A 23,160-nucleotide genomic window follows, 5' to 3' on the forward strand; every position below is an offset into this window, starting at 1 on the left:
AAAAATAAGCTTTACTCTGTCATGATAAAAGGACAACCTTAATTTTACCGTTTCCACTTTTCCGTTTATATGGATATAATCGAAAGAATTCTTCAGAAACCAAGGTTAATTAAGAGTTATTACTACGGGGTTAATTTGGTAATAGTAATTAACGCCGCTGAAAAGTTGTACGCTGAGGGGAAAAAGCCTTGTATAATCAACTTTGACAAAATTAAGTGGGAGTTTTACCCATACGAGATCAAATTCAAGATGTTTTGTGATAATGACTCAGAAAACTTGGTCTTTGAGGCGGAAAAAGTCAGTGAAATACCGCTGAAGTTCAGACTCGTTACGTCTGCTAAGGTCTTTAACATTAATTGTGACATAGCGACCGTAGAAAGGATCGGAAATAACTTATATAAAATATTATTAGATGGAGAAGTCCTCACTTTCCAAGTTAAAGAGGGCAAGTTAACCGAGAGAGCTATGAACAGAATCGATGAGGAAATCCTAAACCTTTTAAACGAAAATGGAGGAACCATGACCGTAAAAGAATTAGTAGATATTATCTCGTTTAAGCTGAGGGTTAGTAAAGATTACGTCAGAAACGAACTCGCATTCCTAAAAACTTCCGGAAAAGTTGAGATAGAAAAAAGTACAGTTAAACTTATTGGATAAATATAGCTGGTTTTAACGGTAATGCGTCTTTCTTATACTTGCTTTTGTCCATTTCTTTAACGCTCCTTATCTCGATCTCTTTACCGCCAAGTTTGTACTTAAGGTAATTAGCGCCTTCTCTTAGTATTTCTTCTTCGTTAAAGTCGTGTCCAAGAACAAGTTTACGCATCTTATCATCTAAACTTCTTGCTTCCTCGAATATTTTTTGGTACAACTTAGCGTCGAATTTCTCTTGAGTCTTATTCTTCTCTATAAACTCTTTCATACTTCCTCCTCTTGATACTACTTCTAATGCACTTCTTAATAACGAAAGTTCGTGAGGCGTTGCCACGAATATACGAACAACTTTTGGAGTTCCTTTATACACGTTTAATATCGACTGAATATCTTCAAGGACTTTCTTATGATATTCATGAATTAAGTCGACTAACATATCTACCGAAGTCTCGGGTATCTCAGGCCATTTCTCTACACTGACGAAAGTCTCATGCCCCAACTTGTGCCATACTTCTTCAGCAAAGTGAGGAGCGAAGGGCGAAATCATCTTGATCCATACTTCCAGAATCTCCTTTACTAATTTTCCATTAGGTTCCTTCCCTTCAGCCCTTACCATTTCCGTATACTCGTTCAGATAAGAAGAGAAGTTATAGAGCAGTTCATTTAGGGCATTTCTCAGGTCTAAGTTCTCAAGATATTTAGTAACGTTTATCACCATCTGGTTGAACTTATTCTTTATCCACTTCTCTGGAAAGCTTTCTTCACTTCCCTTGAACTCATCTACTTTCTCAATTAAATCGTAATAGTTCCTTAACGCGTCTGCTACTGATTTAGCATAGCTATCACTGAAGTTCACGTCGGAGCCCATATCGGCAGTAGAGGTTAGAGTAATCCTAACAACATCTGCTCCGTACATTCTTATAGCTTTTCTCAGAGGAATAATGTTTCTTAATGATTTACTCATTTTTTTACCTTCTAGAAGAACGAACCCGTTTACAGCGATAGCTTTAGGCCATAATTCTTCTGGGAATATTGCAGCGTGGTTGAAGATGAAGAAAGATAAATGATTAGGTATTAAGTCCTTACCACTGTGCCTTACGTCTAGCGGGTACCAATACGTAAATTCTTTTCTCATTTCCTCTATTACTTCTTTCGGAATTCCAGTAGAATTCGAAATAGAGAAAGGATCACCTTGCCCTAACATTACATAGTCCCAAAAGTCCAAAGTCAATTGTGAAGGCTTAAGCCCGTACTTCTTTATAAGGTGAGCGACTGTATAATAGGCCATATAAATGGTTGAATCACTTAAGCTCTCAATGATCCACTTCTTGTCCCAAGGTAAGGGAGTTCCCAATCCCCTTGTCCTTGCACAAGCCCTTTTCTGTAACCAGTCCGCTACAAACTCAAAGTCTTTACGGGCCTCAGGAGGTATGAAAATCATCTTAGATATTAATTTCTTAGCTAGGGCTTTCCACTGCAGGTTACCATAATCTAAGAACCACTGGTCTTTTAGAATCTTTACTACGACCTCGTTACCGCACCTACAATAGACCGGTCTATTCATTATCTCATAAATTTTCCTTCCTAGTTTCTTCTCTATCAGGAACTCAGTTATCTTCAGCCTCGCGTCTGGTACACTTAAACCCACTAATCCCTTAACACTCTCTCTGAATTCAGGTCTAGCCAACTCAACGATATTCTCTTTCATTCTACCCTTATTATATTCCGTTCTATACACTTGTTCCGTTAGTTTTTCTAAGTCCTCCTTGCCTTTGGGATTAGTCTTATCCACTACTTCTTTAGCTAACGCATCCCCTTGTCCTTCAACCGTAATTATAGATATTACGGGCATGTCCTGCTTAATCTTTTTGAGGTAGTAGTAGTCAAAAGGTGCATGAGCTGGGACACTCATTACTACTCCAGTGCCGGTCATCGGATCTACGAAGTCCGCACCCAATATCGGGATTGTTTTACCAGTGATTGGGTTTACAGCATTATGTTTAGTTAGTTCTGAACCTTTCAAAGTAGTTATGGTCTTGACATTATCGATCTGGAAGGAAATCTTAAATGCAGCCCTTTCACTCATAACATACTTCTTACCGTCCATTTCGACTATTGCGTAATTGACGTCAGGATTAACCCAGATCGCGACTGCCCCGAATACAGTCTCAGGTCTCAAAGTCGCTGCAGGAAAGATACCTAAGTCGGAGTCAAAGTAGATAAGCGTAAACTCTCCTATTTCGGGCTCCATGTCTCCTTTTGTATCATGCATACCTACGGGGATGTGATGAACAGGACACCAACCTACCGGGTGTGTATCCCTAACTATGAAACCCTTTTGCTGAAGCTTATTAAACTGCCAGACTATAAACGAAGAGAACTCGGGGTCTATTGTAGTAAACTCCCTTCTCCAGTCTATGCTGAGACCGATTCCTTTCATCGCTTTCTTAATTTCCTCTTTGAAGTAATTGGCCATAAATAACGGGTCTACCAGTTTAGAAATTACGTCATCAGGTATCTCATATATATTCTTAAAGATGTCTATTAGCTCTTTGTCTCCTTTTGCTACGTCATCGGCCATAGCTATAATGGGTGTTCCAGTATAATGGAAGCCCATGGGAAAAAGTACGTTATAGCCCCTCATTCTCATAAATCTGGCGTAAATATCACATGTTACGTAAGTCCTACCGTGACCTAAATGAAAGGGAGAGTTAGGATAAGGAAATGCAACTGTCGTATAGAATTTTTTACGAGAATAATCAGGATTAGCCTCGAAGAGTTTTATATCCTCCCAAGCTTTCTGCCATTTTTGAGATATCTCGTTAAGAAAATCAGAAAACCTTTTAGGTGCTGATATAAGGGTCACCAAAAGAGCTATATATTGTAGATATTTAAAGTATACTGTGTTTACTAGAGAAGGCGACGATGGTTCCACTAATGTAATTAACAAAAGAGTCGGTAAAGATTCCCCTTTGGTTAATCTATTAGGAGATTTAGACGAACTAAATTCTTATTTAGGTTATTTAGTTTCAAAACTACCCTGGGAGGACATGAAAAACGACATCAAGAAAGTCCAATACACGTTATTTGAGATAGGAGAAGACCTCTCAACTAACGGTGTAAAGAAGAGAATAACTATGGACTACGTAAAGTGGCTCGAGGATAGGACTGTAGCTTATAGGAAGGAAACCGGACCGGTTAGGTTATTTGTAATACCGGGAGGTTCTGAAGAAGCCTCACTCATCCACATAACTAGGAGCGTATGCAGGCGAATAGAAAGGAATACTGTAAAATATTCCAAGGAACTTCCGGAAATGAACAAGATGATAATTACGTATTTGAATAGACTTTCCTCACTGCTCTTCGCAATGGCTTTAGCCGCAAACAAGAGAAAAGGTGTAGAGGAAAATGTTTACGACATAGGCAAGTTCTGGTGATAATTCAACAAACCAGCTGATATCAAGAGTTCACAGTTCTTACATATTTCCCTTCCGTAGCTGGTCGGCTCCCCACAAATCTTACACGTAGGTAACTCTTCTTTTAACTGTGTCTGATTTCTAACCTTCTCAGCTAGTTTGTCGAACTCCTCAAGAATAGTCAATAATGTACCAGGTTTTTTATCCTCTAGCATGTAAAGGAGCTCCCTCACTTTGGCTCTCAACGTCGGTCTTGTAGATATGTAAGGACATTCTAGTTCTTGGAACTGGTAACTGCTATAATAGGCATAAAGTGTAGTCTCCCACTCATAGACCTTTCTTAACGGTTTTACCCTCAGGACGAATTTCGAACTCAATTTTATGGGTTTGTCTGCAAACCTTATCAACCTGAGCAAGTCGCCCCTAATCAGATTAATTACTATAGCCTGAACTTCGTCATCCAGATTATGACCGGTAGCGACGTAATCAGCAGAGACCGCTCTACCTGCATTATTAATTAATTTCCTCCTAAAGCCTCCACAAAAAGTACAAGCTGATACGTTTAACCCCTTACCGATGGAATATTTCATCATTTCATCTAACGTATAACCTACACTCTGCTTGAAGCTGTCTTCTATTAACTCAATTCCGAGAGAGGAAAGGTATTTTCTTAACTGCTCAATTTGCTCTCTTCTGTTATAACCATGAATCCCCTCAGTTATGTTGTAAGCAATTAACTTTTGAGTATCTATAAACGACGCCAAAGTGTCCGCTAATACGTAACTGTCTTTGCCTCCAGACACTGCAAGAAGTATTTTGTTTGCCTTATCTAGACCTATCTTTAAACTCTCCTCCTTCACCCTCGCCCTCACATCTTCAATAAAGCACTTTCTACAAAGTCTCTTACCACTATGTGGTTGGTATACCTCTGCTTCCCTAGCTTTACATACATCGCATATCATTTCTCTTTCACTCTGCCTTCAACCATTTTAGTCCCACTTACCACCTCGTCAATACTATGAATAGCACAGCCTTGGTTCTCAAGGGTTTGCTTAACTTCTTCAAAGTTTATGTTAGTCCCTTCGATCACTATCATTAATCCCATGGTCTCCACGTCCATATCGGTAACGCTTATGTTTACCCCCTCTACTCCCTCTAAGGAAGCGACCTTCTCGGCTAGGTCTACTAACGAAGTCCCCCTGATAGGCTTTAAGACATCAAGGACAAGTCTTCTTATAGCCAATTTATGATCAGCTGATCATATGTGAAATTCTCATTAAAAACTTGACCTACTTATAAGGTAAAAATAGGGTTAAAAATTTAAAAATAAGCGAATACCCCTTTAAAAGTGGGGGGTTAGGGTATGATGGGGGTAATAAGCACACCTAAGGTAGTAGGAAAGCAAGTTTACGGATCATTGTACGAGTGTGACCCTAATATCTTAAAAGACAGGGAAGCTTTGGAGAAGATTGTGAAAGACGCTGTAACAATAGGGAATATGACACTTTTAGACATAAAGTCGTGGAAGATAGGTGATGGCGTAAGTGTTGTAGCGATTGTACTTGAAAGTCACGTTACAATACACACGTGGCCCGAATATAACTTCGCTACTGTTGACGTGTATTCTTGTGGTGCACACACAGATCCTAAGAGAGCCTTCCAATATATAGTCGAGCAATTAAAGGCAAAAAAATATACTATGAATGAGGCTGATAGATCATCCGAGTTCTGATAGTAGGAGGAGGAATAGCTGGGTTACTTACCGCATATCATGTAAAGGACGTAAGCCCTGTTGTTTTTGACAGAAGGTATTCAGTAGGAAAGAAATGCACTGGAATAATCAGTAGGTCAACATTTGAGAGATTAAATGTGTCTAAAGAGTTTTTAGATAGAGAATTCAAGACAATTCTTCTTCACTATAAGAACAAGGTAATTGAAATTAGAACAAATGTAGTGAGACTTAACAGAGTTAATTTAGAAAAGTATTTGTCGGAGAACGTTAGCTTAAGGTTAAAAAGTGATGCAAAAATCGTTAACGAGTCTGCGGTAATCTGTAATGGAGAGAAGATAGAAGGACTTGTGATCAATGCCTCAGGGTGGAAAGGCGATGCCAGATGGGTGAAAGCTATCGAATATTTAACAGAGCCCATAGACTCGGAAGCAATTGAAGTCTTCTTTGATGATAGAAATAAAGCAGGCTTTTCATGGATAGTTCCCTTACCTTACGGAACGCTGATAGGAGCGATGGGTTATAAAAATCCCGAAAATTTTATCCCAGAAATTAATAAGAAAATAATAGAAAAACACGGTGGGGGGATACCTAGACCAAAACCGACCTATGTTAGAAGAGGTATTGGAGACGTATTGGGATTAATAAAAATATTCACCGGAGGTGGTATCTTCTCCATATCCGAAATTTTACCCTCAATAAAGAAGATAGTATACGAAGGGGATGAAAACGAGCATAGAGAAAAATTCAAAAAGTTATCGAAAGAGATCAGAAAGCAACATAACATATTATCTCTAACTGAGAAAGTCTGGAGCTTAGCTTTGAAATTCGGTTTTACAGTTTTTAACGGAAAAACCATATATGCAAACGAGGAGTTCGACTTACACTCACTTTTTGTCAGGAGAAGCCTCACTCCTCTTTCTCACTAAATTGTAACAACCTTCGCCTTTCTCGATAATTCCCATTTCAATTAATTTAGCTATCGTAGTCTCGGGCTCTTTAACCCCTAGTGCCTTCAACTCTCTGACAGCTAATATTTCCCCTACTGAAATTACGTTCTTGAAGTACTTTATTGCAATATTTATGTCGTCTTGTGATGACATTAGTTCACCTTATAAGAACCCTTTCAATCTAATTTATTCGATTATGTCAATAAAACCTTATCTACAATTAGTGAGGATACATAACGTTATAGGTTCCGCATTGTCCGCACTAATGGGCTATTTAGTAGCTTCAGAATGGCATATAATCCCAGTCCGGATGATAATTTCCTCTTTAGTCGTTGCTCTCATCGCTGCTGGTGGTTATGTAATCAACGACGTGTATGACGTGGAAATAGATCGTATAAACAAACCCTACAGACCTATACCTTCAGGGATTGTTAGCCTACAGACTGCGAAAAACTTGGCTTATGCAACATCAATAACGGGAATACTTTTGTCCCTTATTCTTGGTATCTTTCCTGCATTTGTAGCCTTGATTACGGTGATCTTACTATTCGAATATGCGGTTTCCTTGAAGAAAAGCGGGCTAATAGGTAATTTGATAGTAGCTTCAACATCAGCTTTATCAGCCTTTTACGGGGGTCTGGCGTACTTTACTGGAAATTGGCTCTATTTTGTCTCGATCCCCACTTTGTACATATTTTTCTTCACTTTGTCTAGAGAATTCATAAAAGGAATTGAGGACTATGAAGGAGATAAGGCTAATAACGTGAGGACCCTAGCTGTAAGGTTAGGGATAAGCAAAGCTTGGAAAATCTCTAAGGCAATTCTAGTAGGGTTAATGATAACGTCTCCTCTTCCTTATTGGTTAGGCTTTAATATAATATATCTTATTTTGATTTTAATCTTAAATTTCCTATTAATTTACGTTATCCTTCTTAAAGAGACTATGGAAAACTCTTCCAAGGCTAGGGGTGTGTTGAAAGTATACGCAATAGGAACAATGATAGCTTTTATACTAGGAAGTTTGCCTGTTAGGCTCTAGTTCAACGTGCCAGATTCAATCAAATAGTTAAAGATTTGTCAAAGGTCTTCCTAAAACCACTTTTTATACCTACTGCCCTTATTACCAAATTACCTTTCTTGTTTAGAGGTAAACCTACTTTAATATCTAGCGTGTCTGAAATTTTTACGTCGTTAAACATTTTGTAACTAATAGAAAGCCCGTTGAAGAGAACGTTCACTATAACTTTATCTAGTTCTATCTCGCTTAAGTTAGTAATTATCACATCTAGAGAATCTTTATCTACTTTAGAGTCGACCTCAAGGACTATTCTAGGTATCTTATAGTTAATACTGTAAAAATTGTAAATATAAGCTAGGGATCTTGAGTTACTTTCAGACATATACCTAACGTAAATCTCTCCTTGTTTTCTCATAGTAATCTCTTCAACTTCGTTTTCGCTTGTTATCAGGTAGCTATCTACAAACAATCTAGCGTTCTTACCCACATTCTTAGCTATTAAGTGGCATTCTCCATCACAGTTAAACTTCATTTCCTCCCCGGGCTTCAAGACCAGAATTCCAGCCATCAGATCATATTTAGTTTCAAACTTTTCCGCTCTGTAGAACGTAACGTGACCTATGCAATCCAGCGAAATCTCGTGGATACCTTTATACGTGATGAGAAATTCGTTCCTACCTGGTTTAACTAAAGGGGAAATGTCATAGATTATAGACGAAATTTTTCTACTTCCGTTCTCTACTTCTATGTTAGGTCTGAACTCCTTAGTTAATGAAAAATCGTTTAACCAGAGTCTCCACTTTGGCTCTACGTTTTTGTCCCGCTCTATGTTCAAGATTATATAAACCTTCTCTGGTTTGCTGTCGATATTTATAACGTATGTAAATTCTTTCAGGGCTGTGTTAAGTTTCGTAGGTGTAGTAAAGAAGTCATAATCAATAGTCCCGTCAAAGGAGCCCTTATCGAATGTTACCATATTTCCAATTGGCATATTATTAATACCTTAACCACCAAAAATAAAGTGAATGATAGGGAAAGTTCTTGCCCTCATCAATAGGTCCGACGTAGTAGTTGAAGTGTTAGACTCACGTGAACCTGACCTTACTAGATCAAGGAAAATAGAAGATGTATCGAGAAGAAAAGGTAAAAAACTTCTTATAGTTCTCAACAAAGGTGACTTAATTCCGTTAGACGTGTTACAGAAATGGAAAGAGTACATAGAAAGAAAGGATAAAATACCAACAGTTTACATATCCGCAACCGGTCACTTAGGTACTAAAATCCTTAGGGATAAAATCAAGGAACTTTTAGGGGGGAAACGAGAAGGGATCGCTGTACTCGTAGGATATCCTAAAACGGGTAAATCGTCTATGATAAACGCACTAAAAGGGAGACATTCGGCAACAACCTCAAAGTTTCCAATGAGCTATGGTTATACTAAATCCGTTCAACTCTTCCGAGTTGACTCAAGATTATACATATGGGATACGCCAGGTATAATTCCACCAGACGGGAATGAATTAGAGCGAATTATAAGGGGGATTAACGTGGACAAGCTAGAAGACCCGGTAAGAGCTGCGAAGCTTCTCTTTGACAGAATACAACAATTTGACCCTAATGTAATTAAAAACGTTTACAAACTTGATTATTCCGACTATTACGATTTCTTAAACAGACTAGCACTAAAGCGTGGATGGATATACAAGACCACAAAAGAACCTAATATTGATGAAGCTGCAAAGGTACTAATTAGAGATTATCACGATGGCAAAATAATTTATTATACCTATCCACCAGATATAAAGACAAATGATAAAAGTAGTAGTGCTTGACGCGGACAAGACCCTCTGGGATCACCCTAATATATCCGACCTTAAACCCCCTCTAAAATTAGTTAACGAGAATAGCTTAGAAGACTCAAGTGGAAGTAAGGTAACTTTATTCCCTGGCGTAAGAGAAACTCTTCAAGAACTCAAAGACACGGGTTTTTATCTCGTATTAGTAACGTGGAACATTCCTGAAAAGACCGAAATTGTGTTGTCAACACTTAAGCTGAAGAACTATTTCGATCTGATCGTCTCAAGGGAGTATCCTTTCAAATTCATTTACATAAGCCATATAATCTCCTTGCTTAGACAGTCAAAGAAAGTTGAGATCAAGCCTGAGGAGATTTTGTTTGTTGATGATCGCAGAGTTCATTTCGGAAACACTTGGTTATATGTAGGTAATGTAAACTGTTTAGAGATGTGGGGGGATATTAATAATCACAAACAAATCATAGAAAAAATAAAAAGTATTTATAATTCAGAGAAGTTAAGTGAAAAGAATTACAGTAATATTTAAAAATTTAAAATTCATTCACTTCTGTCTGTGAAAAAGATGATAGGTGACTGTACCCTCCAAGTCGACTAAATTTTCTCCTAAATTCTCGATCAAGAGGGAAAACAGGAGAAAGAATGTATTTGAATATTCTATCATGCAACCTACTTCTATTAGGGGTGTGTGATTATGCCAAGTGGTGCTAGAATTCTAGTCGATTCTCTAAAAAGAGAAGGTGTAAAGGTAATTTTCGGTATACCAGGGTTATCAAACATGCAAATATACGACGCCTTTGTCGAAGACATACAAAATGGAGAACTTAGACACGTTCTAATGAGACACGAACAGGCTGCCGCTCACGCTGCCGACGGTTACGCAAGAGCCTCCGGAGTACCCGGAGTATGCACAGCGACTTCAGGTCCCGGAGCTACAAACCTTGTAACTGGGTTAATAACTGCCTATTGGGACTCATCACCAGTAATAGCGATAACCGGACAAGTACCCAGATCCTCAATTGGAAAAATGGCATTCCAAGAAGCTGATGCAATGGGTGTATTTGAGCACATTACAAAATACGTGGTGGAAGTAAAGAAAATCGAAGAAATTCCGTTATGGGTTAAAAATGCGTTTTATATAGCCACGACCGGAAGACCTGGCCCTGTTGTAGTGGATATTCCAAGAGATATATTCTATGAGAAAATGGACGAGGTTAAGTGGCCAGAGAAGCCTATTGTAAGGGGTTACAAAGAGTTTCCGACAATAATAGACAGACAGAAGCTAAAGAAAGCTGCCGAGATCCTGATAAACGCTGAAAGACCCATAATACTTGCTGGAACTGGAGTAGTCTGGTCTAATGCCACACAAGAAGTTTTGGAACTCGCAGAGCTACTTCATATGCCAATAATCTCAACATTTCCCGGTAAGTCAGCGATACCTCACGATCACCCATTATACTTTGGGCCTATGGGGTACTACGGAAGAGCTGAAGCGTCAATGGCAGCACTGGAATCAGATGCGATGTTAGTAGTAGGAGCCAGATTTAGTGATAGGACAATAACGTCATACGACGAAATGATCGAAACTAGGAAGAAGTTCATTATGATAAACATTGACCCTTCAGATGGAGAGAGGGCTATAAAGGTAGACGTAAACCTAGTGGGGAATGCTAAGACCTTACTGAAGGAACTGGCAAAAGCTGTAATTGAGTTAGGAATGAAGAATGATCATAGTGCGTGGCTAAAGAGATTGAAAGAGTACAAAGAATACTATGCCCAGTTCTACTATCACGATGAGCCGAATAAATTAAAACCTTGGAAAGTTCTAAAGACCATAAGGAATGCAATACCTAGGGATGCAATTGTTACGACCGGTGTGGGGCAACATCAAATGTGGGCTGAAGTATTTTGGGAAGTACTAGAGCCAAGGACGTTTTTATCTTCAACAGGAATGGGAACAATGGGATTTGGACTACCTGCTGCAATGGGTGCAAAACTAGCAAAACCTGATAAAGTAGTAGTAGACCTTGACGGAGACGGCTCATTCCTAATGACTGGAAACAATTTAGCAACGGCTGTTGACGAGCATATCCCAGTAATATCTGTAGTATTTGATAACAGAACATTAGGGCTGGTGAGACAAGTACAAGACTTGTTCTTTAACCGCCGAGTAGTAGGAGTAGACTACGGACCATCACCAGACTTCGTCAAGTTAGCAGAGGCTTTCGGAGCACTGGGTTATAATGCTACAAGTTATGAAGAAATAGAGAAATCGATAAAAGCTGCTATCAGGGAAGATATGCCAGCAGTAATAAGAGTGCCCATAGATAAAGACGAATTAGCCTTACCCACTTTACCTCCAGGCGGAAGACTAAAGCAGGTGATCCTACGTGACCCAAGAAAAGGTAGTTAGAGTAATTGGTTACTATAGGGATCCAGGTTATATAGAGAGAGTAGCTGGTGCATTCAGAAAACTGCTAATGGATATTAACTGGATCCAGGGTAGGAAAGTTTCAGACGACGGACTATACGAGATTTATCTAGGAATACCCTACACTAACAATTTTGATATAGCAATACAAAACTTAAGCAAAACAGTAGATGTAGAGAAAGTAGAGGTATTAGAAGATGCTGTAGTTACGACGTATGTCATAAAACGAGATGGGTCTGTAGTTAGAGGAGAAACTTTTGAAGCGAAAGAATATGACATAGTAGTTTTTAAACCCTCATTCTCAAAAATAACTACACTAAGTTGGGGGATTGTAAGTGGTAAAAATATATACTGATAAAGACGCAAGCTTAGAACCTATAAAAGACAAAACAATAGTAGTATTAGGTTACGGAAGCCAAGGTCATGCTTGGGCACTAAACCTTAGAGACTCTGGGTTAAAAGTCTTAGTAGGACTAGAAAGAGAAGGAAAATCATGGGAACAAGCTAAGAAAGACGGATTTAACCCAATGCATACTGAAGATGCTGTAAAGAACGCTGACATAATAATATTCCTCTTGCCAGATATGGTTCAAAGGACAGTATACCTTGAAAGAGTAAAGCCACACCTAAGAAGCGGGAATGACTTAGTTTTCGCTCACGGATTTAACATACACTATAGGCTGATCGAACCACCTAAGGACGTGGATGTATATATGATAGCACCTAAAGGACCAGGTCCAATAGTAAGAGAATACTTCGTGAAAGGAGGAGGAGTCCCTGCATTAGTGGCAGTTCACCAGAACTATTCTGGTAAAGCATTAGAGAAAGCATTAGCTATAGCTAAAGCTTTAGGAGCTACTAGAGCTGGTGTTATAGAGACTACCTTTAAAGAAGAGACTGAAACAGACCTCTTCGGTGAACAAGTAGACTTAGTAGGCGGAATAACACAACTAATGAGGTCAGCTTTTCAGGTCCTAGTAGAGGCGGGATACCAGCCTGAAATCGCATATTACGAGACTATAAACGAAATGAAGATGATTGTTGACTTAATCTATGAAAAAGGGTTCAGTGGGATGTTCAAAGCAGTGTCTGACACAGCAAAATACGGAGGTCTAACTGCTGGTAAATATGTCATAGACGAAAGCGTAAAGAAGAGGATGAAAGAGGTTTTAGATAAGATAAGATCTGGTGAGTTTGCTAATCAGTGGATAGAAGAATACGGAAAGGGGGCTCCAACCCTTGTCAAAGGGGTTCAAGAGCTAGAAAACAGCTTAGAAGAGAAAGTTGGAAGAGAAGTAAGGGAAATATCTCTGAGAGGAAAACCTAAATCCTAAATTTTTATTATATTCTTTTGTGGCTTCAAATAAAAGTAGGGGCACTTCTTTAGAGAGGTATATTGTTTCCAAACTTAGGGATAGGGGCTTTGCAGTTATTAGAGCACCTGCAAGCGGAGCTAAGAGAAAAGACCACGTACCTGATATAATAGCCATAAAATCCGGTGTCATAATTCTCATTGAAATGAAGAGTAGAAAAAACGGGAGTAGAATTTACATTGAACGGGAACAAGCTGAAGGAATAAAGGAATTTGCAAGGAAGAGCGGAGGCGAACTGTTCATCGGAGCTAAAATTGATAAAGAACTACGCTTTGTTAAATTCGACAGCCTTAGAAAGACTGAGATTGGCAATTACGTTGTTGATATAGAGACACTAAGCATAGGTCTTACTTTTGACGACTTAGTGAGATATGTAGACGCCAAATTGAGCAAAACCTTGGATTTCTTTATGTGATCATTCTGGGAATCTAATCCTAGTCTTTATACCATATTTCTTTTCATATTTCTTTAACTTAGTAACTACACGTTTATTAAACAGTCCTATTCCTTCCTTCGGTATCGTTATAACGTACTCCCCATTCTCATAGGTGACCGAGGCAGAGGGAATTATGTTGTTAATTAAGTTCTCTAATCTTCTTTGTATAGCATTTCCGGCTTTTGCTGTTATATTAGCCACGGGTACTATCATGGTCTGTTCACCGAACACGTAAATTTCGTACTCAACTCTATCCGTAAGTAAATCTTTAACCTCTACAACGGGTCTGGCTAGGTCAGCCTCCTTTAATCCAGTCGGGACTTTCACAGTCATGTCCAGACTATATACCTTGGCTACATTCCCCGAGTGGATGAAAACTATCGTATCCAGAATATTAGGAATTGTACCTATATCGACTCTATTAATAAACCTGTGAATTGCGTCGATCGGAGAAGTGGCGTGGACAACTCCTATCATCCCTATTCCTGCTAGTCTTAAATCGATGTAGAGTTTAAAGTCCTCATCATTTCTCATCTCATCATAAACAGTATAATCGGGTCTACTAAGCAATAATATGTCGTGTAACTCACCTACTTCAGCGTAGTTCTTCGAATACTGTGTTATCTCGGGAGGTAAATGCATATCACGGGGAGATTCTATTGTTTTAACTACTTTATTCATCCTCATGTAAAATTCCGCAAGTGCCTGGGCGAAAGTAGTCTTACCCATACCTGGTGAGCCGGCTATAAGTATCCCTTCAGCTCTATCTCTCAACCTCAATAATAACTTCTCATTAAGGTTGTAATCTTCTAACCTCTTTCTGGCTACAGGTCTGGTAATTGCAACCTCCCACCCATCGCTTAGAGGAGGTCTGATTATCACTATCCTATAATTACCTAACTGGATTATTGTCGAACCTTTTCTCTCAATTTCAATAAAAGAGTCTTTAACGTAATCAACAGCGGAAAGAATTTCATTGGCAATCTTTTTGATCTCGTGACCAGAAAGAATATTAGGCGACAGTTCAACGAACTGCCAGTTGCCGGGTTTGCCCTTTTTGGCTTTTGGGGTTGTCCCCTCTTTCAAATGTACGCTCATAGTGTTTTCGTCAAATAACTTATCAATTGTAAGCGAAGTAACATCTGGGGTAAGTAAGATTACATCAATTCCTAGGCTTTCAGCCAACCTCTGTTGTATCGCATCAGCCGTAACGATCGTACAACCTCTTCTTAAGCAATACTCACGTAAACCTTCATTCACAGAAGAGTATCTTCCTTCATCACCTACTATCTCGAAACTTACTAACAACTCTTCACTAAGTTCTTTTAACCTTGAAACTTCTTCTAAGGCTATTTCAGCCGTAACTAAACCTTCCCTTGCGTCTCTTTCTAACTCGTTAAGTAATATTTTGTGAATTAGGATGTTACCATAAAGCCTCTGTTCCGCTACGTATTTTGATATACCATGAATTAGTGCGGACTTATCAGGTAATAGATCTTTCGGAGGCAACTAATAATACCCTACTTCAAATTAGTAAATGGAAAAATAATAAATTATCTCTTGACGTGATTAAGAAAGTACTCATGAACGATTGTAGTATTCGATAGTTCAGGATGGAAAGTAGTAGCAATCATATTTCTCTCCTCAGCCATTACCGTAACACCTTGTAATGTCATTAAAGACTTAGCCTCTCCCCACGTCTTCACGATTGCTGGAGCCCTAATGAATACTACCCTACCTTTTCCGCCACCTATAACTGAGAAATCTAAAGTCGCCTCAAAGCTCTCCCTCTGTCTTCCGTAATAATTCCTTATAACTTGAATATTCATTTCCCCTATCAGGGGCTGTGACTTTTTGGAGACCTTTGCGTCTGTGACGTCCTTAGCTAACATTATAGCACCGGCACAAGTCCCTAACACCGGTGTACCTTCAGTGATCTTACTTTTTAAATCGTCTAAGACACCAAGCTTCTGAGCTATAATTCCGATAGTTGTACTCTCGCCGCCTGGTATAATCAATCCGTCAACTTGTTTCAGATCCCCTGCTTTTTTAACTGGAAGTATATCTCCGCTAACGTTCAGTTTTGTCATTGCTCTCTTTAACTGTAATGCATGCTCCTCGAAACTACCTTGATAAGCAAGAATTCCTATTTTCATATTTAACTCCCTCTTACTTGCAGCAACTCCTCTGGCTTAAGCGACTTTATATCAATGCCCATCATACTCTTGCTTTCGCTTATCATTTTTTGTGCCTCTAACACAATTTCAGGGTCCTCCCAGTTGGCAGTGGCTAAAACTACTGCTTTAGCCCTCATATCTGGGTCTGAACTCTTAAATATTCCAGAGCCTACGAAAACACCGTCAGCACCTAACCACATCATCAGGGCAGCATCAGCAGGTGTAGCTATTCCTCCAGCCGCAAAGTTAACAACCGGTAACCTCTTGAGCTTAACAGTTAGTTCTACTAATTGATAAGGAACTTGTAACTCCCTAGATTTCTTTAATCTGTCCTCTTCATTCATTGACACCAATTGGGCTATCTCATTGTTTATTATTTTCATGTGCTTTACAGCTTCGCTTACGTTTCCAGTTCCAGCTTCACCTTTAGTTCTGATCATTGATGCTCCTTCATTAATTCTCCTCAAGGCTTCTCCTAAACTTCTCGCTCCGTTGACGAAGGGTACTTTGAATTCCCATTTGTTTATGTGATGTTCCTCGTCGGCAGGTGTAAGGACTTCGCTCTCGTCTATCATATCTACTCCTAGCGCTTCTAGCACCCTAGCTTCGTAATAATGTCCTATCCTTACCTTTGCCATAACGGGTATCGTAATAGAGTTCATTACTTCCTCAATAATTTTTGGATCAGCCATTCTCGCTACACCGCCACTTTTCCTCACGTCGTAAGGTAGCTTGTCTAAGACCATCACAGCAGTAGCTCCAGCATCTTCAGCTATTTGAGCCTGTGTGGCGTTAGTTACATCCATTACTACTCCACCTTTCTGAAATATAGGAAAAGCGTGCCTTACCATTGATGTACCCTGAACTACATCACCTTTCTCAAGGATTGGAGATACTGTCAATAGATTTTCATCTTTAAGGATATCCCTGAGTTCAGCTAATTTGTAGAAAAAACTCTCAATCTCATAAAAACTTAACTCGTAAAGTCTCATAAAAAGAGATGAGCAAAGTAAATTTAAAAAACTTTGTCAAAAGAGTACTTGGGGAGCTCAATAAAGTTTTGCCTTTTGTTTCCTTTCTTCTTCAGCTCTAATCTTTATAATACCTAAGTAAACCGCACAATTAACACAATAACACTTCGTTACCGGATATCTCATTATAATGGCTCCTTTCTTCTCTAGTTCAGCTGCTAAAGCAGGGTCTACTGGACTGTATGGTTTAGTTACACATATTGCTTTATCCTCTGGTACTCTAGCACCACATTGATCGCAAGAAATATAACCTACATGCCCCTTATCGCCTTTCCTTCTACCTCTATTCTCTCTTTTCTTAGGCAAAAATTAACACCCTTAATTTAACCATATCACTCCTTTTAATAAGTTTTTGCTAGCCTAAGGGTATCCTTAGCTGGTTTTTTACAAACCACACACGACTTATTTGAAACATCTCTTGATGAGTCGTATGGAGAACCTAACACCCTACTGTTAGTAAGCTCTTCAAGTTTCAAACCACAGTCGTTCTCCCCGCACCATGGTACTTCTACTATACCGGACCTATTTTCTAACGTCTTTTTAGCTTCATCTAGATCGTCTGTATATATTGTTTTACTCTTCATCATTTCCCAAGCATTTTTCTTCAAATCTTCCGAGATCTTCATTAGGAGCTCGGAAACTTTTTTCACTAATTCACTTCTCTGTATCGAAATGCCTTGTAATGTATCTCTCCTTTTAATATATACCGTGTTATTGTTTACCTCTCTTTGCCCTATCTCTATCCTTAAGGGGACACCCTTTAATTCCCAGATATAAAACTTCTCGCCAGGTGTCTTCTCAGGGTTTTTATCAACAACCGCGTTTATTGAGTTCTTATTTAATTCCTCCGCAATACCATCACAATAATCTGTGATTTTCTTATTAGTTTCATCATCTTTAGCGGGTATAGGAATTATTACTACTTTTATAGGTGCTATTTTAGGATTCAAGACCGGGCCGTGATCGTCTCCGTTAATGGCGATTAACGCAGCGACCACTCTGTCTGAAATCCCATAACTTGTTTGATGAGGATATTCTAATGAACCATCTTTCTTTTGTATCTTGAAGTCAAACACTTTTGTAAAGTGTTGTCCTAGATGATGTACCGTACCTATTTGCATAACCCTTGAGTCTGGCATTATCGTATCGAACGCAATAGTGTAGACAGCACCTGCAAACTTATCCCAATCTGGCCTCTTCGATATGACATAAGGAATTCCTAGTTCGTCGAAAAACTTTTTGTAGATTTCCACTGCCTCTTTGACTTGTCTTTCGGCGTCTTCATAAGTCTCGTGAAGAGTATGCGCTTCTTTGAAAGTAGTTAGTTCCCTGAGCCTTATCATGGGTCTCGTAGCTTTGGTCTCGTATCGGAAAACACTAACTATTTGATAATATTTCTTAGGTAGTTGCTTGTAACTACTTATCCACAGAGACTCCATGAAGGTAATTGAAGTCTCACTAGTAGGTCTCAACGCTAATTTAACGTCTAGGTCATCCTTACCTCCCTTTGTTACCCAATATACCTCACCCTCAAAACCCCTTATGTGCTCCGACTCCCTACGCAACAGATCTTCGGGGATAAGCATTGGGAATAGTACTTCCTCATGTCCCGTGGAATCAAGTAAGTTCCTAATTAAGTCAGTTACAGCCCTTCTTATTTTGAAACCGTAGGGTAACCAAACTCCTACTCCTTTGACTGGATATCTCCCATAATCGTAGAATTCACCTTCTTTTAGTACCCAATCGAACCATTCAGAAAAGTTCGTCTGCCACTTTTCTCTTGTTATTTTCATAGTAAGAGGAAAGAAAACGAGGAACTAAAAAAGCATTTTTGTCTTTTAACACGTTCACACTTTTGCGAACAACATTAATATTGCGAACAGTATACCATATACTGCGATTCCTTCTCCGATAGCCACGAAGATCAGAACTGTACCGAACATGTCTCTCCTTTCCGTTAATACACCAATACCTGCCGCAGCTGCCATTCCTACAGCAACTCCAGCACCCACTGCAGCTAAACCTATTGCGAGACCTGCACCGATGTTAATTCCGGCAAGCTCTGTACCTGAGCTAGTTTGAGCTGAAGCTAGCGTAGTTACTAATATTGGTATTAGTAGAGATGCGAGCAGGATTTTCCTCATAGTAGAACACTCCGTTAAACTATTTTTCTACTTCCTTTAAAATATTTCTTTTAATGTTTTCAAAGTCATCCATTCTTTGTTTAACTATCTTTTCAAACTCAGCATTTAATTGCGACATTATTTCTTTTCTCTTTTCATCGAGTTTAATCTTTAACATATTCACGTATTGTTCAGCCACTTTCCATCCTCCTCCTCTGAAGAACTCTCCTAATCATTTTTAACCTACTAAATTCCTCTCTGGTTCTATCATCTAATACGCTCTTAATGTACTTAGCTGAAGAATTATAATAAGGAAGTATAGAAGTATCTATAGCATTTATAAGCCTTTGTGTCTTTCTCAGCTCAAGAGTAAGTGACCTTATAGCTGATTCCATCTCAACAAGAAGCAGTATTTTTTTGAAAGCCTCTGCAATCTCTTCCCTTGATTTTAGTATATAAGGTGATATTTCTACGTCACCGAAGGGCTGTTTTTGAATTGATTCCTCATTTAGCTCAACTATCGGAATTCTAACACCGAAGAGGAGCTTTGTATTACTCTTAACCTCAAGGCTGGGGGGTACAGAACTCGCAAACTGTTCTATAGTAGCTATACCCTCAGCCGAAACACCTTTTAAATACGTAGAGTATACATCCGATAAAACTTTGCTGACCTCACCGTAGGTCTTTTCATACTCATCAGCATATTGACGTAAGTACAGTAACAAAACCTCTCTTTTATTTTCCAAAAGTCTCTTAATAGTTCTAGTTAATCTGATTTGTCGCCTAAGATTTATCAGATTAATCTTTGTAGGTAAAATCTTCCTTGAGCTCATTTCTTACCCCTATAGTTGGGATGATACTTCTTTATGTATTCTTGCTTGATTAGACTTAACTCAGACTCTGGTAACACAGAGAGGACTTCCCATCCAATGTCTAGTGTTTGTTCTATAGTTCTATTCTCATTGAACCCTTGACTTATGAACTTTCTCTCGAACTGTTCTCCGAACAGTAAATACTTCCTATCAACTTCCGAAAGGCTATCCTCACCAATAATTGCAGCTAACCCTCTTACTTCCTGAGCCCTTGCATATGCCGCAAACAGTTGGTTAGATAAGTCCTTATGGTCATCTCTTGTTTTTCCTTCTCCTATACCGTCTCTCATGAGCCTTGAAATGCTCATGAGGACGTTAATCGGTGGATATATTCCTTTATTATATAATGATCTATCAAGGGTTATCTGACCTTCGGTTATGTAACCGGTCAAGTCCGGAATTGGATGTGTAATGTCATCATTAGGCATCGTTAAAATTGGCATCTGAGTAATTGAACCCTTTTTACCAACTACTTTACCTGCTCTCTCATAGATTGTCGCTAGATCAGTGTACATGTATCCAGGGTAGCCTCCTCTACCAGGGACCTCTTCTTTAGAAGCACTTAGTTCTCTAAGTGCTTCACAATAGTTTGTCATATCAATGAGTATTGCTAATACATGCATATCTTTTTCGAAAGCTAAATATTCAGCTAGAGTCAAAGCCGCTCTTGGTGTTAGAATCTTTAACGATGGTGGTTCATTAGCTAGACTGAAGAACATCGCAACCCTGTTTATAGCACCAGTCTCTTCGAAGAACTTCCTGAAGAATAATGCTTCGTCATATCTTATTCCTATTGCACCAAAGACTACAGCGAAATTACTCTCTTCACCTCTAACAGTAGCTTGTTTAGCGATTTGAGCAGCAATCATGTTACCAGGCATACCGCTCCCGCTAAATATAGGGAGCTTTTGTCCTCTCAGTAATGACAACATGCCGTCAATTGCAGATATTCCGGTTTGGATAAACTCTTCTGGATATTCTCTAACTGCTGGATTTAAGGGATCTCCGTTAATGTCCCTCTTCTCGCCTGATATGACTGGTGGACCGTTATCCAAAGGTTCACCTAACGGGTTGAATATACGCCCTAGCATCTCTTCGGAAACTTTTATCTCCAACCCTCTTCCTAAGAACCTTACCTTTGTACTTGTAGGTGAGATACCAGTGGTCCCTTCGAAAACTTGGACAAATGTAACTCCTAATTGCGAATCTACTACTAGCCCCCTTCTCTTGATACCGTCAGCCAATTCAATTTCTACTAACTCGTTATAAGAAGCGTCATTTACTCCTTGTACAGCCACTAGAGGACCTTTAATCATCGAGATGTTCGAATATTCTCTAAGGTTCATGCTTTCCATTATCCTGACACCTCCTTTAGTAATGAGTCATAAGCTGCCTTTAATTTATTCTCTATCTCATCTATTTTCGCTAGTTCATCATTCTTTACTGAGTATTTAATCCTTATAATTTCTGGCTCCAATGACCCAACTTTTTCTAATATCTTCTTCAAAGGTATTCCTTTACTGATTAAATCGTTAGCTTGAGTATAGAACGTATATAACACATGCATCATTTTAGCCTGCTTTTGCGGTGTAGCGAAAGCGTCTATCTCATCAAACGCATTCTGTTGCAAGAATCCTATTCTCACTAATTTTGCAGCCTCTAGAACTAGCTTGTCCTTATCTGACAGTGACTCGGGACCTACTAACCTCACTATTTGTTTGAGTTCATCCTCCCTTAAAAGGACTTTCACCAAAGTGTTCCTCATATCATACCAATTCGGATCAACGTTTTTATGCCACCACGAAGCTACTAAATCTACGTAAGCGGAGAACCCTTGGATCCAGTTTATTGCTGGGAAGTGCCTAGCTTGAGCCAACGAGACATCTAAAGGCCAGAACACTCTCACAAATCTTAATGTATTACTGGTAACTGGCTCGGTAAAGTCACCTCCTGGAGGAGATACTGCTGAAGCTATCGTCACTGAGCCAGTCCTCTCTGGGTTCCCTATTGCCCTTACCCTTCCAGCCCTCTCATAATACTCTGCTAACCTTGAAGGTAAGTAACTTGGGAACCCTTCTTCTGCTGGCATCTCCTCCATTCTACCTCCTAAGTCTCTTAATGCTTCCGCCCACCTAGTGGTTGAGTCAGCTACTAATAATACGTCATAACCTTGATCCCTGAAATACTCAGCCATAGTAACTCCTACGTATATGCTTGACTCTCTCGCCGCTACAGGCATGTTGCTAGTGTTTGCAACTAATATTGTTCTCTGAAGTAATGGTTTTCCAGTCCATGGGTCCTTTAGCTTAGGGAACTGTCTTAGCTCGTCTGTCATTTCGTTACCCCTTTCTCCACATCCCACATAAATTACAATCTTAGCTGCCGACCATTTGGCTAAACTTTGTAATGTTACCGTCTTACCGCTTCCAAATGGACCTGGTATAGCTGCCGTTCCTCCTTTTGCCATAGGGAATATAGTATCAATTACTCTGGTACCCGTCAATAGAGGTTCTGTAGGCTCTAACTTTTCTTTGAAAGGTCTCGGAACTCTTACGGGCCATTTATGATACATTTTGAGCTCTTTCGTGTCGCCGTTAACATCTAAAGTAGCTATAACATCCTCTACTGTGTAATCACCTTCGGTCACAACTTCTTTTACAACACCATGAACGTTAGGGGGGGCTAATATCTTATGTTGAATAAGCTCTGTCTCTTGGACTACACCGATTATATCCCCGCCTGACACCTTGTCCCCTTTCTTTATGGTAGGCGTGAAGTGCCATTTCTTGTTCTTGTCTAGTGCCGGTATCTTTACTCCTCTTTTAACGTAGGGTGTTTTAGTGACATTTGCAATGTAGTCCAGTGGTCTCTGTAGACCATCAAATATCCTTCCTAGTAGTCCGGGACCTAATTCTACTGATAAGGGAGCGCTAGTTCTGTATACTTTGTCTCCGGGCTTAATGCCGTCAGTAGTCTCGTAAACCTGGATGAATGCCTTATCGCCCTCAATTCTGGTAATCTCTCCTATTAATCTGGGTTCTCCTACTTCTACTACTTCATACATTTGCGCTGATCTCATTCCGTCCGCTACTACTAGAGGTCCATTAACACGAATAACACGACCTTCTCCTGCCAT

Annotated in this window: 26 protein-coding genes; 11 read left to right on the forward strand and 15 right to left on the reverse strand. The window is 39.4% G+C overall.

Annotation, left to right across the window (positions count from 1 at the left end):
- Positions 1-69 precede the first annotated feature (69 nt).
- On the forward strand, positions 70-657 hold the full coding sequence (locus WIW52_RS10425) for a hypothetical protein (protein ID WP_337710338.1): 588 nt from the start codon (positions 70-72) through the stop codon (positions 655-657).
- Here WIW52_RS10425 and leuS read toward each other — a convergent pair.
- Positions 647-3,520, reverse strand: coding sequence for a leucine--tRNA ligase (gene leuS / locus WIW52_RS10430; RefSeq protein WP_337710340.1), 2,874 nt, complete (start codon positions 3,518-3,520; stop codon positions 647-649). The genes WIW52_RS10425 and leuS overlap by 11 nt on opposite strands.
- A gap of 37 nt (positions 3,521-3,557) precedes the next feature.
- Here leuS and WIW52_RS10435 point away from each other — a divergent pair, with 37 nt between their 5' ends.
- Entirely contained in the window at positions 3,558-4,091 is a 534-nt protein-coding gene (locus WIW52_RS10435; protein WP_337701480.1) for a cob(I)yrinic acid a,c-diamide adenosyltransferase, read from the forward strand.
- Here WIW52_RS10435 and WIW52_RS10440 read toward each other — a convergent pair.
- Together WIW52_RS10440 and WIW52_RS10445 are read right to left on the reverse strand one after the other, a co-directional pair.
- Complete coding sequence (locus tag WIW52_RS10440) at positions 4,067-5,032, reverse strand: TIGR00269 family protein (protein ID WP_337710341.1); 966 nt, start codon at positions 5,030-5,032, stop codon at positions 4,067-4,069. The genes WIW52_RS10435 and WIW52_RS10440 overlap by 25 nt on opposite strands.
- Positions 5,029-5,313, reverse strand: a complete 285-nt coding sequence (locus WIW52_RS10445) for a DUF211 domain-containing protein (RefSeq protein WP_337701476.1) — start codon at positions 5,311-5,313, stop codon at positions 5,029-5,031. Before WIW52_RS10445 ends, WIW52_RS10440 begins: the two co-directional genes overlap by 4 nt.
- Positions 5,314-5,433: 120 nt before the next feature.
- On the opposite strand from WIW52_RS10445, the gene speD reads away from it, so the two are divergent.
- Positions 5,434-5,802, forward strand: a complete 369-nt coding sequence (gene speD / locus WIW52_RS10450) for an adenosylmethionine decarboxylase (RefSeq protein WP_337701473.1) — start codon at positions 5,434-5,436, stop codon at positions 5,800-5,802.
- 137 nt (positions 5,803-5,939) lie between these two features.
- Positions 5,940-6,728, forward strand: coding sequence for a hypothetical protein (locus tag WIW52_RS10455; protein ID WP_337710343.1), 789 nt, complete (start codon positions 5,940-5,942; stop codon positions 6,726-6,728).
- Here WIW52_RS10455 and WIW52_RS10460 read toward each other — a convergent pair.
- Positions 6,687-6,902: a PolB1-binding protein PBP2 family protein gene (locus WIW52_RS10460; protein ID WP_337710345.1), complete on the reverse strand. Its 216-nt coding sequence runs from the start codon at positions 6,900-6,902 to the stop codon at positions 6,687-6,689. The genes WIW52_RS10455 and WIW52_RS10460 overlap by 42 nt on opposite strands.
- 43 nt (positions 6,903-6,945) lie before the next feature.
- Here WIW52_RS10460 and WIW52_RS10465 point away from each other — a divergent pair, with 43 nt between their 5' ends.
- Positions 6,946-7,788 (forward strand): UbiA family prenyltransferase, encoded by an 843-nt coding sequence (locus tag WIW52_RS10465; protein WP_337710346.1) that lies wholly within the window; start codon positions 6,946-6,948, stop codon positions 7,786-7,788.
- A gap of 19 nt (positions 7,789-7,807) precedes the next feature.
- Here the strand turns inward: WIW52_RS10465 and WIW52_RS10470 are convergent, their stop codons facing one another.
- Positions 7,808-8,758: a hypothetical protein gene (locus WIW52_RS10470; protein WP_337710347.1), complete on the reverse strand. Its 951-nt coding sequence runs from the start codon at positions 8,756-8,758 to the stop codon at positions 7,808-7,810.
- A gap of 34 nt (positions 8,759-8,792) precedes the next feature.
- On the opposite strand from WIW52_RS10470, the gene WIW52_RS10475 reads away from it, so the two are divergent.
- The 6 genes from WIW52_RS10475 to hjc all read left to right on the forward strand — a co-directional run bounded on the left by WIW52_RS10475 (position 8,793) and on the right by hjc (position 13,800).
- Positions 8,793-9,599 carry a GTPase gene (locus WIW52_RS10475; RefSeq protein ID WP_337710349.1) on the forward strand — a complete coding sequence of 269 codons (807 nt, stop codon included), beginning with the start codon at positions 8,793-8,795 and terminating at the stop codon, positions 9,597-9,599.
- Positions 9,577-10,110: a magnesium-dependent phosphatase-1 gene (locus tag WIW52_RS10480; protein WP_337710351.1), complete on the forward strand. Its 534-nt coding sequence runs from the start codon at positions 9,577-9,579 to the stop codon at positions 10,108-10,110. Before WIW52_RS10475 ends, WIW52_RS10480 begins: the two co-directional genes overlap by 23 nt.
- Before the next feature lie 165 nt (positions 10,111-10,275).
- Positions 10,276-11,994, forward strand: coding sequence for an acetolactate synthase large subunit (locus WIW52_RS10485; RefSeq protein WP_337710353.1), 1,719 nt, complete (start codon positions 10,276-10,278; stop codon positions 11,992-11,994).
- Positions 11,972-12,367: an ACT domain-containing protein gene (locus WIW52_RS10490; RefSeq protein ID WP_337710355.1), complete on the forward strand. Its 396-nt coding sequence runs from the start codon at positions 11,972-11,974 to the stop codon at positions 12,365-12,367. Before WIW52_RS10485 ends, WIW52_RS10490 begins: the two co-directional genes overlap by 23 nt.
- On the forward strand, positions 12,348-13,346 hold the full coding sequence (gene ilvC / locus WIW52_RS10495) for a ketol-acid reductoisomerase (protein ID WP_337710356.1): 999 nt from the start codon (positions 12,348-12,350) through the stop codon (positions 13,344-13,346). The genes WIW52_RS10490 and ilvC overlap by 20 nt, the downstream gene beginning before the upstream one ends.
- A 19-nt stretch (positions 13,347-13,365) precedes the next feature.
- Entirely contained in the window at positions 13,366-13,800 is a 435-nt protein-coding gene (gene hjc / locus WIW52_RS10500; RefSeq protein WP_337710357.1) for a Holliday junction resolvase Hjc, read from the forward strand.
- Here hjc and WIW52_RS10505 read toward each other — a convergent pair whose 3' ends face one another.
- From WIW52_RS10505 to WIW52_RS10550, 10 genes are read right to left on the reverse strand one after another with little or no spacing between them, the layout of a single operon-like run.
- Positions 13,801-15,330 (reverse strand): PINc/VapC family ATPase, encoded by a 1,530-nt coding sequence (locus WIW52_RS10505; RefSeq protein ID WP_337710358.1) that lies wholly within the window; start codon positions 15,328-15,330, stop codon positions 13,801-13,803.
- 44 nt (positions 15,331-15,374) lie between these two features.
- Positions 15,375-15,977 (reverse strand): pyridoxal 5'-phosphate synthase glutaminase subunit PdxT, encoded by a 603-nt coding sequence (gene pdxT, locus WIW52_RS10510; protein ID WP_337710359.1) that lies wholly within the window; start codon positions 15,975-15,977, stop codon positions 15,375-15,377.
- A 2-nt stretch (positions 15,978-15,979) separates the two neighbouring features.
- Positions 15,980-16,990, reverse strand: a complete 1,011-nt coding sequence (gene pdxS, locus WIW52_RS10515; protein ID WP_337710360.1) for a pyridoxal 5'-phosphate synthase lyase subunit PdxS — start codon at positions 16,988-16,990, stop codon at positions 15,980-15,982.
- Between the two features lie 57 nt (positions 16,991-17,047).
- Positions 17,048-17,335, reverse strand: a complete 288-nt coding sequence (locus tag WIW52_RS10520) for a 30S ribosomal protein S26e (RefSeq protein ID WP_337701447.1) — start codon at positions 17,333-17,335, stop codon at positions 17,048-17,050.
- Between the two features lie 35 nt (positions 17,336-17,370).
- Positions 17,371-18,822 carry a proline--tRNA ligase gene (proS, locus tag WIW52_RS10525; protein WP_337710361.1) on the reverse strand — a complete coding sequence of 484 codons (1,452 nt, stop codon included), beginning with the start codon at positions 18,820-18,822 and terminating at the stop codon, positions 17,371-17,373.
- Positions 18,823-18,876: 54 nt separating this feature from the next.
- Positions 18,877-19,173 carry a V-type ATP synthase subunit K gene (locus WIW52_RS10530; RefSeq protein WP_337710362.1) on the reverse strand — a complete coding sequence of 99 codons (297 nt, stop codon included), beginning with the start codon at positions 19,171-19,173 and terminating at the stop codon, positions 18,877-18,879.
- Positions 19,174-19,192: 19 nt separating this feature from the next.
- Positions 19,193-19,351, reverse strand: coding sequence for an ATPase (locus WIW52_RS10535; protein WP_337710363.1), 159 nt, complete (start codon positions 19,349-19,351; stop codon positions 19,193-19,195).
- On the reverse strand, positions 19,344-19,985 hold the full coding sequence (locus tag WIW52_RS10540; protein ID WP_337710364.1) for a V-type ATP synthase subunit D: 642 nt from the start codon (positions 19,983-19,985) through the stop codon (positions 19,344-19,346). The genes WIW52_RS10535 and WIW52_RS10540 overlap by 8 nt, the downstream gene beginning before the upstream one ends.
- Entirely contained in the window at positions 19,982-21,379 is a 1,398-nt protein-coding gene (locus WIW52_RS10545; RefSeq protein ID WP_337701440.1) for a V-type ATP synthase subunit B, read from the reverse strand. The genes WIW52_RS10540 and WIW52_RS10545 overlap by 4 nt, the downstream gene beginning before the upstream one ends.
- Complete coding sequence (locus WIW52_RS10550) at positions 21,379-23,160, reverse strand: ATP synthase subunit A (protein ID WP_337710365.1); 1,782 nt, start codon at positions 23,158-23,160, stop codon at positions 21,379-21,381. Before WIW52_RS10550 ends, WIW52_RS10545 begins: the two co-directional genes overlap by 1 nt.

The sequence above is a fragment of the Stygiolobus sp. RP850M genome (genome assembly GCF_037389295.1).
Classification (GTDB): domain Archaea; phylum Thermoproteota; class Thermoprotei_A; order Sulfolobales; family Sulfolobaceae; genus Stygiolobus.

Excerpts from the sequence above, each read along its gene's own strand:
- WIW52_RS10425 (WP_337710338.1), top strand. The coding sequence starts at position 70 with ATGGATATAATCGAAAGAATTCTTCAGAAACCAAGGTTAATTAAGAGT.
- WIW52_RS10440 (WP_337710341.1), bottom strand. The coding sequence starts at position 5,032 with ATGATATGCGATGTATGTAAAGCTAGGGAAGCAGAGGTATACCAACCA.
- speD (WP_337701473.1), top strand. The coding sequence starts at position 5,434 with ATGATGGGGGTAATAAGCACACCTAAGGTAGTAGGAAAGCAAGTTTAC.
- WIW52_RS10460 (WP_337710345.1), bottom strand. The coding sequence starts at position 6,902 with ATGTCATCACAAGACGACATAAATATTGCAATAAAGTACTTCAAGAAC.
- WIW52_RS10465 (WP_337710346.1), top strand. The coding sequence starts at position 6,946 with ATGTCAATAAAACCTTATCTACAATTAGTGAGGATACATAACGTTATA.
- WIW52_RS10470 (WP_337710347.1), bottom strand. The coding sequence starts at position 8,758 with ATGCCAATTGGAAATATGGTAACATTCGATAAGGGCTCCTTTGACGGG.
- WIW52_RS10475 (WP_337710349.1), top strand. The coding sequence starts at position 8,793 with ATGATAGGGAAAGTTCTTGCCCTCATCAATAGGTCCGACGTAGTAGTT.
- WIW52_RS10480 (WP_337710351.1), top strand. The coding sequence starts at position 9,577 with ATGATAAAAGTAGTAGTGCTTGACGCGGACAAGACCCTCTGGGATCAC.
- WIW52_RS10485 (WP_337710353.1), top strand. The coding sequence starts at position 10,276 with ATGCCAAGTGGTGCTAGAATTCTAGTCGATTCTCTAAAAAGAGAAGGT.
- pdxT (WP_337710359.1), bottom strand. The coding sequence starts at position 15,977 with ATGAAAATAGGAATTCTTGCTTATCAAGGTAGTTTCGAGGAGCATGCA.
- pdxS (WP_337710360.1), bottom strand. The coding sequence starts at position 16,990 with ATGAGACTTTACGAGTTAAGTTTTTATGAGATTGAGAGTTTTTTCTAC.
- proS (WP_337710361.1), bottom strand. The coding sequence starts at position 18,822 with ATGAAAATAACAAGAGAAAAGTGGCAGACGAACTTTTCTGAATGGTTC.
- WIW52_RS10530 (WP_337710362.1), bottom strand. The coding sequence starts at position 19,173 with ATGAGGAAAATCCTGCTCGCATCTCTACTAATACCAATATTAGTAACT.
- WIW52_RS10540 (WP_337710364.1), bottom strand. The coding sequence starts at position 19,985 with ATGAGCTCAAGGAAGATTTTACCTACAAAGATTAATCTGATAAATCTT.
- WIW52_RS10545 (WP_337701440.1), bottom strand. The coding sequence starts at position 21,379 with ATGGAAAGCATGAACCTTAGAGAATATTCGAACATCTCGATGATTAAA.
- WIW52_RS10550 (WP_337710365.1), bottom strand. The coding sequence starts at position 23,160 with ATGGCAGGAGAAGGTCGTGTTATTCGTGTTAATGGACCTCTAGTAGTA.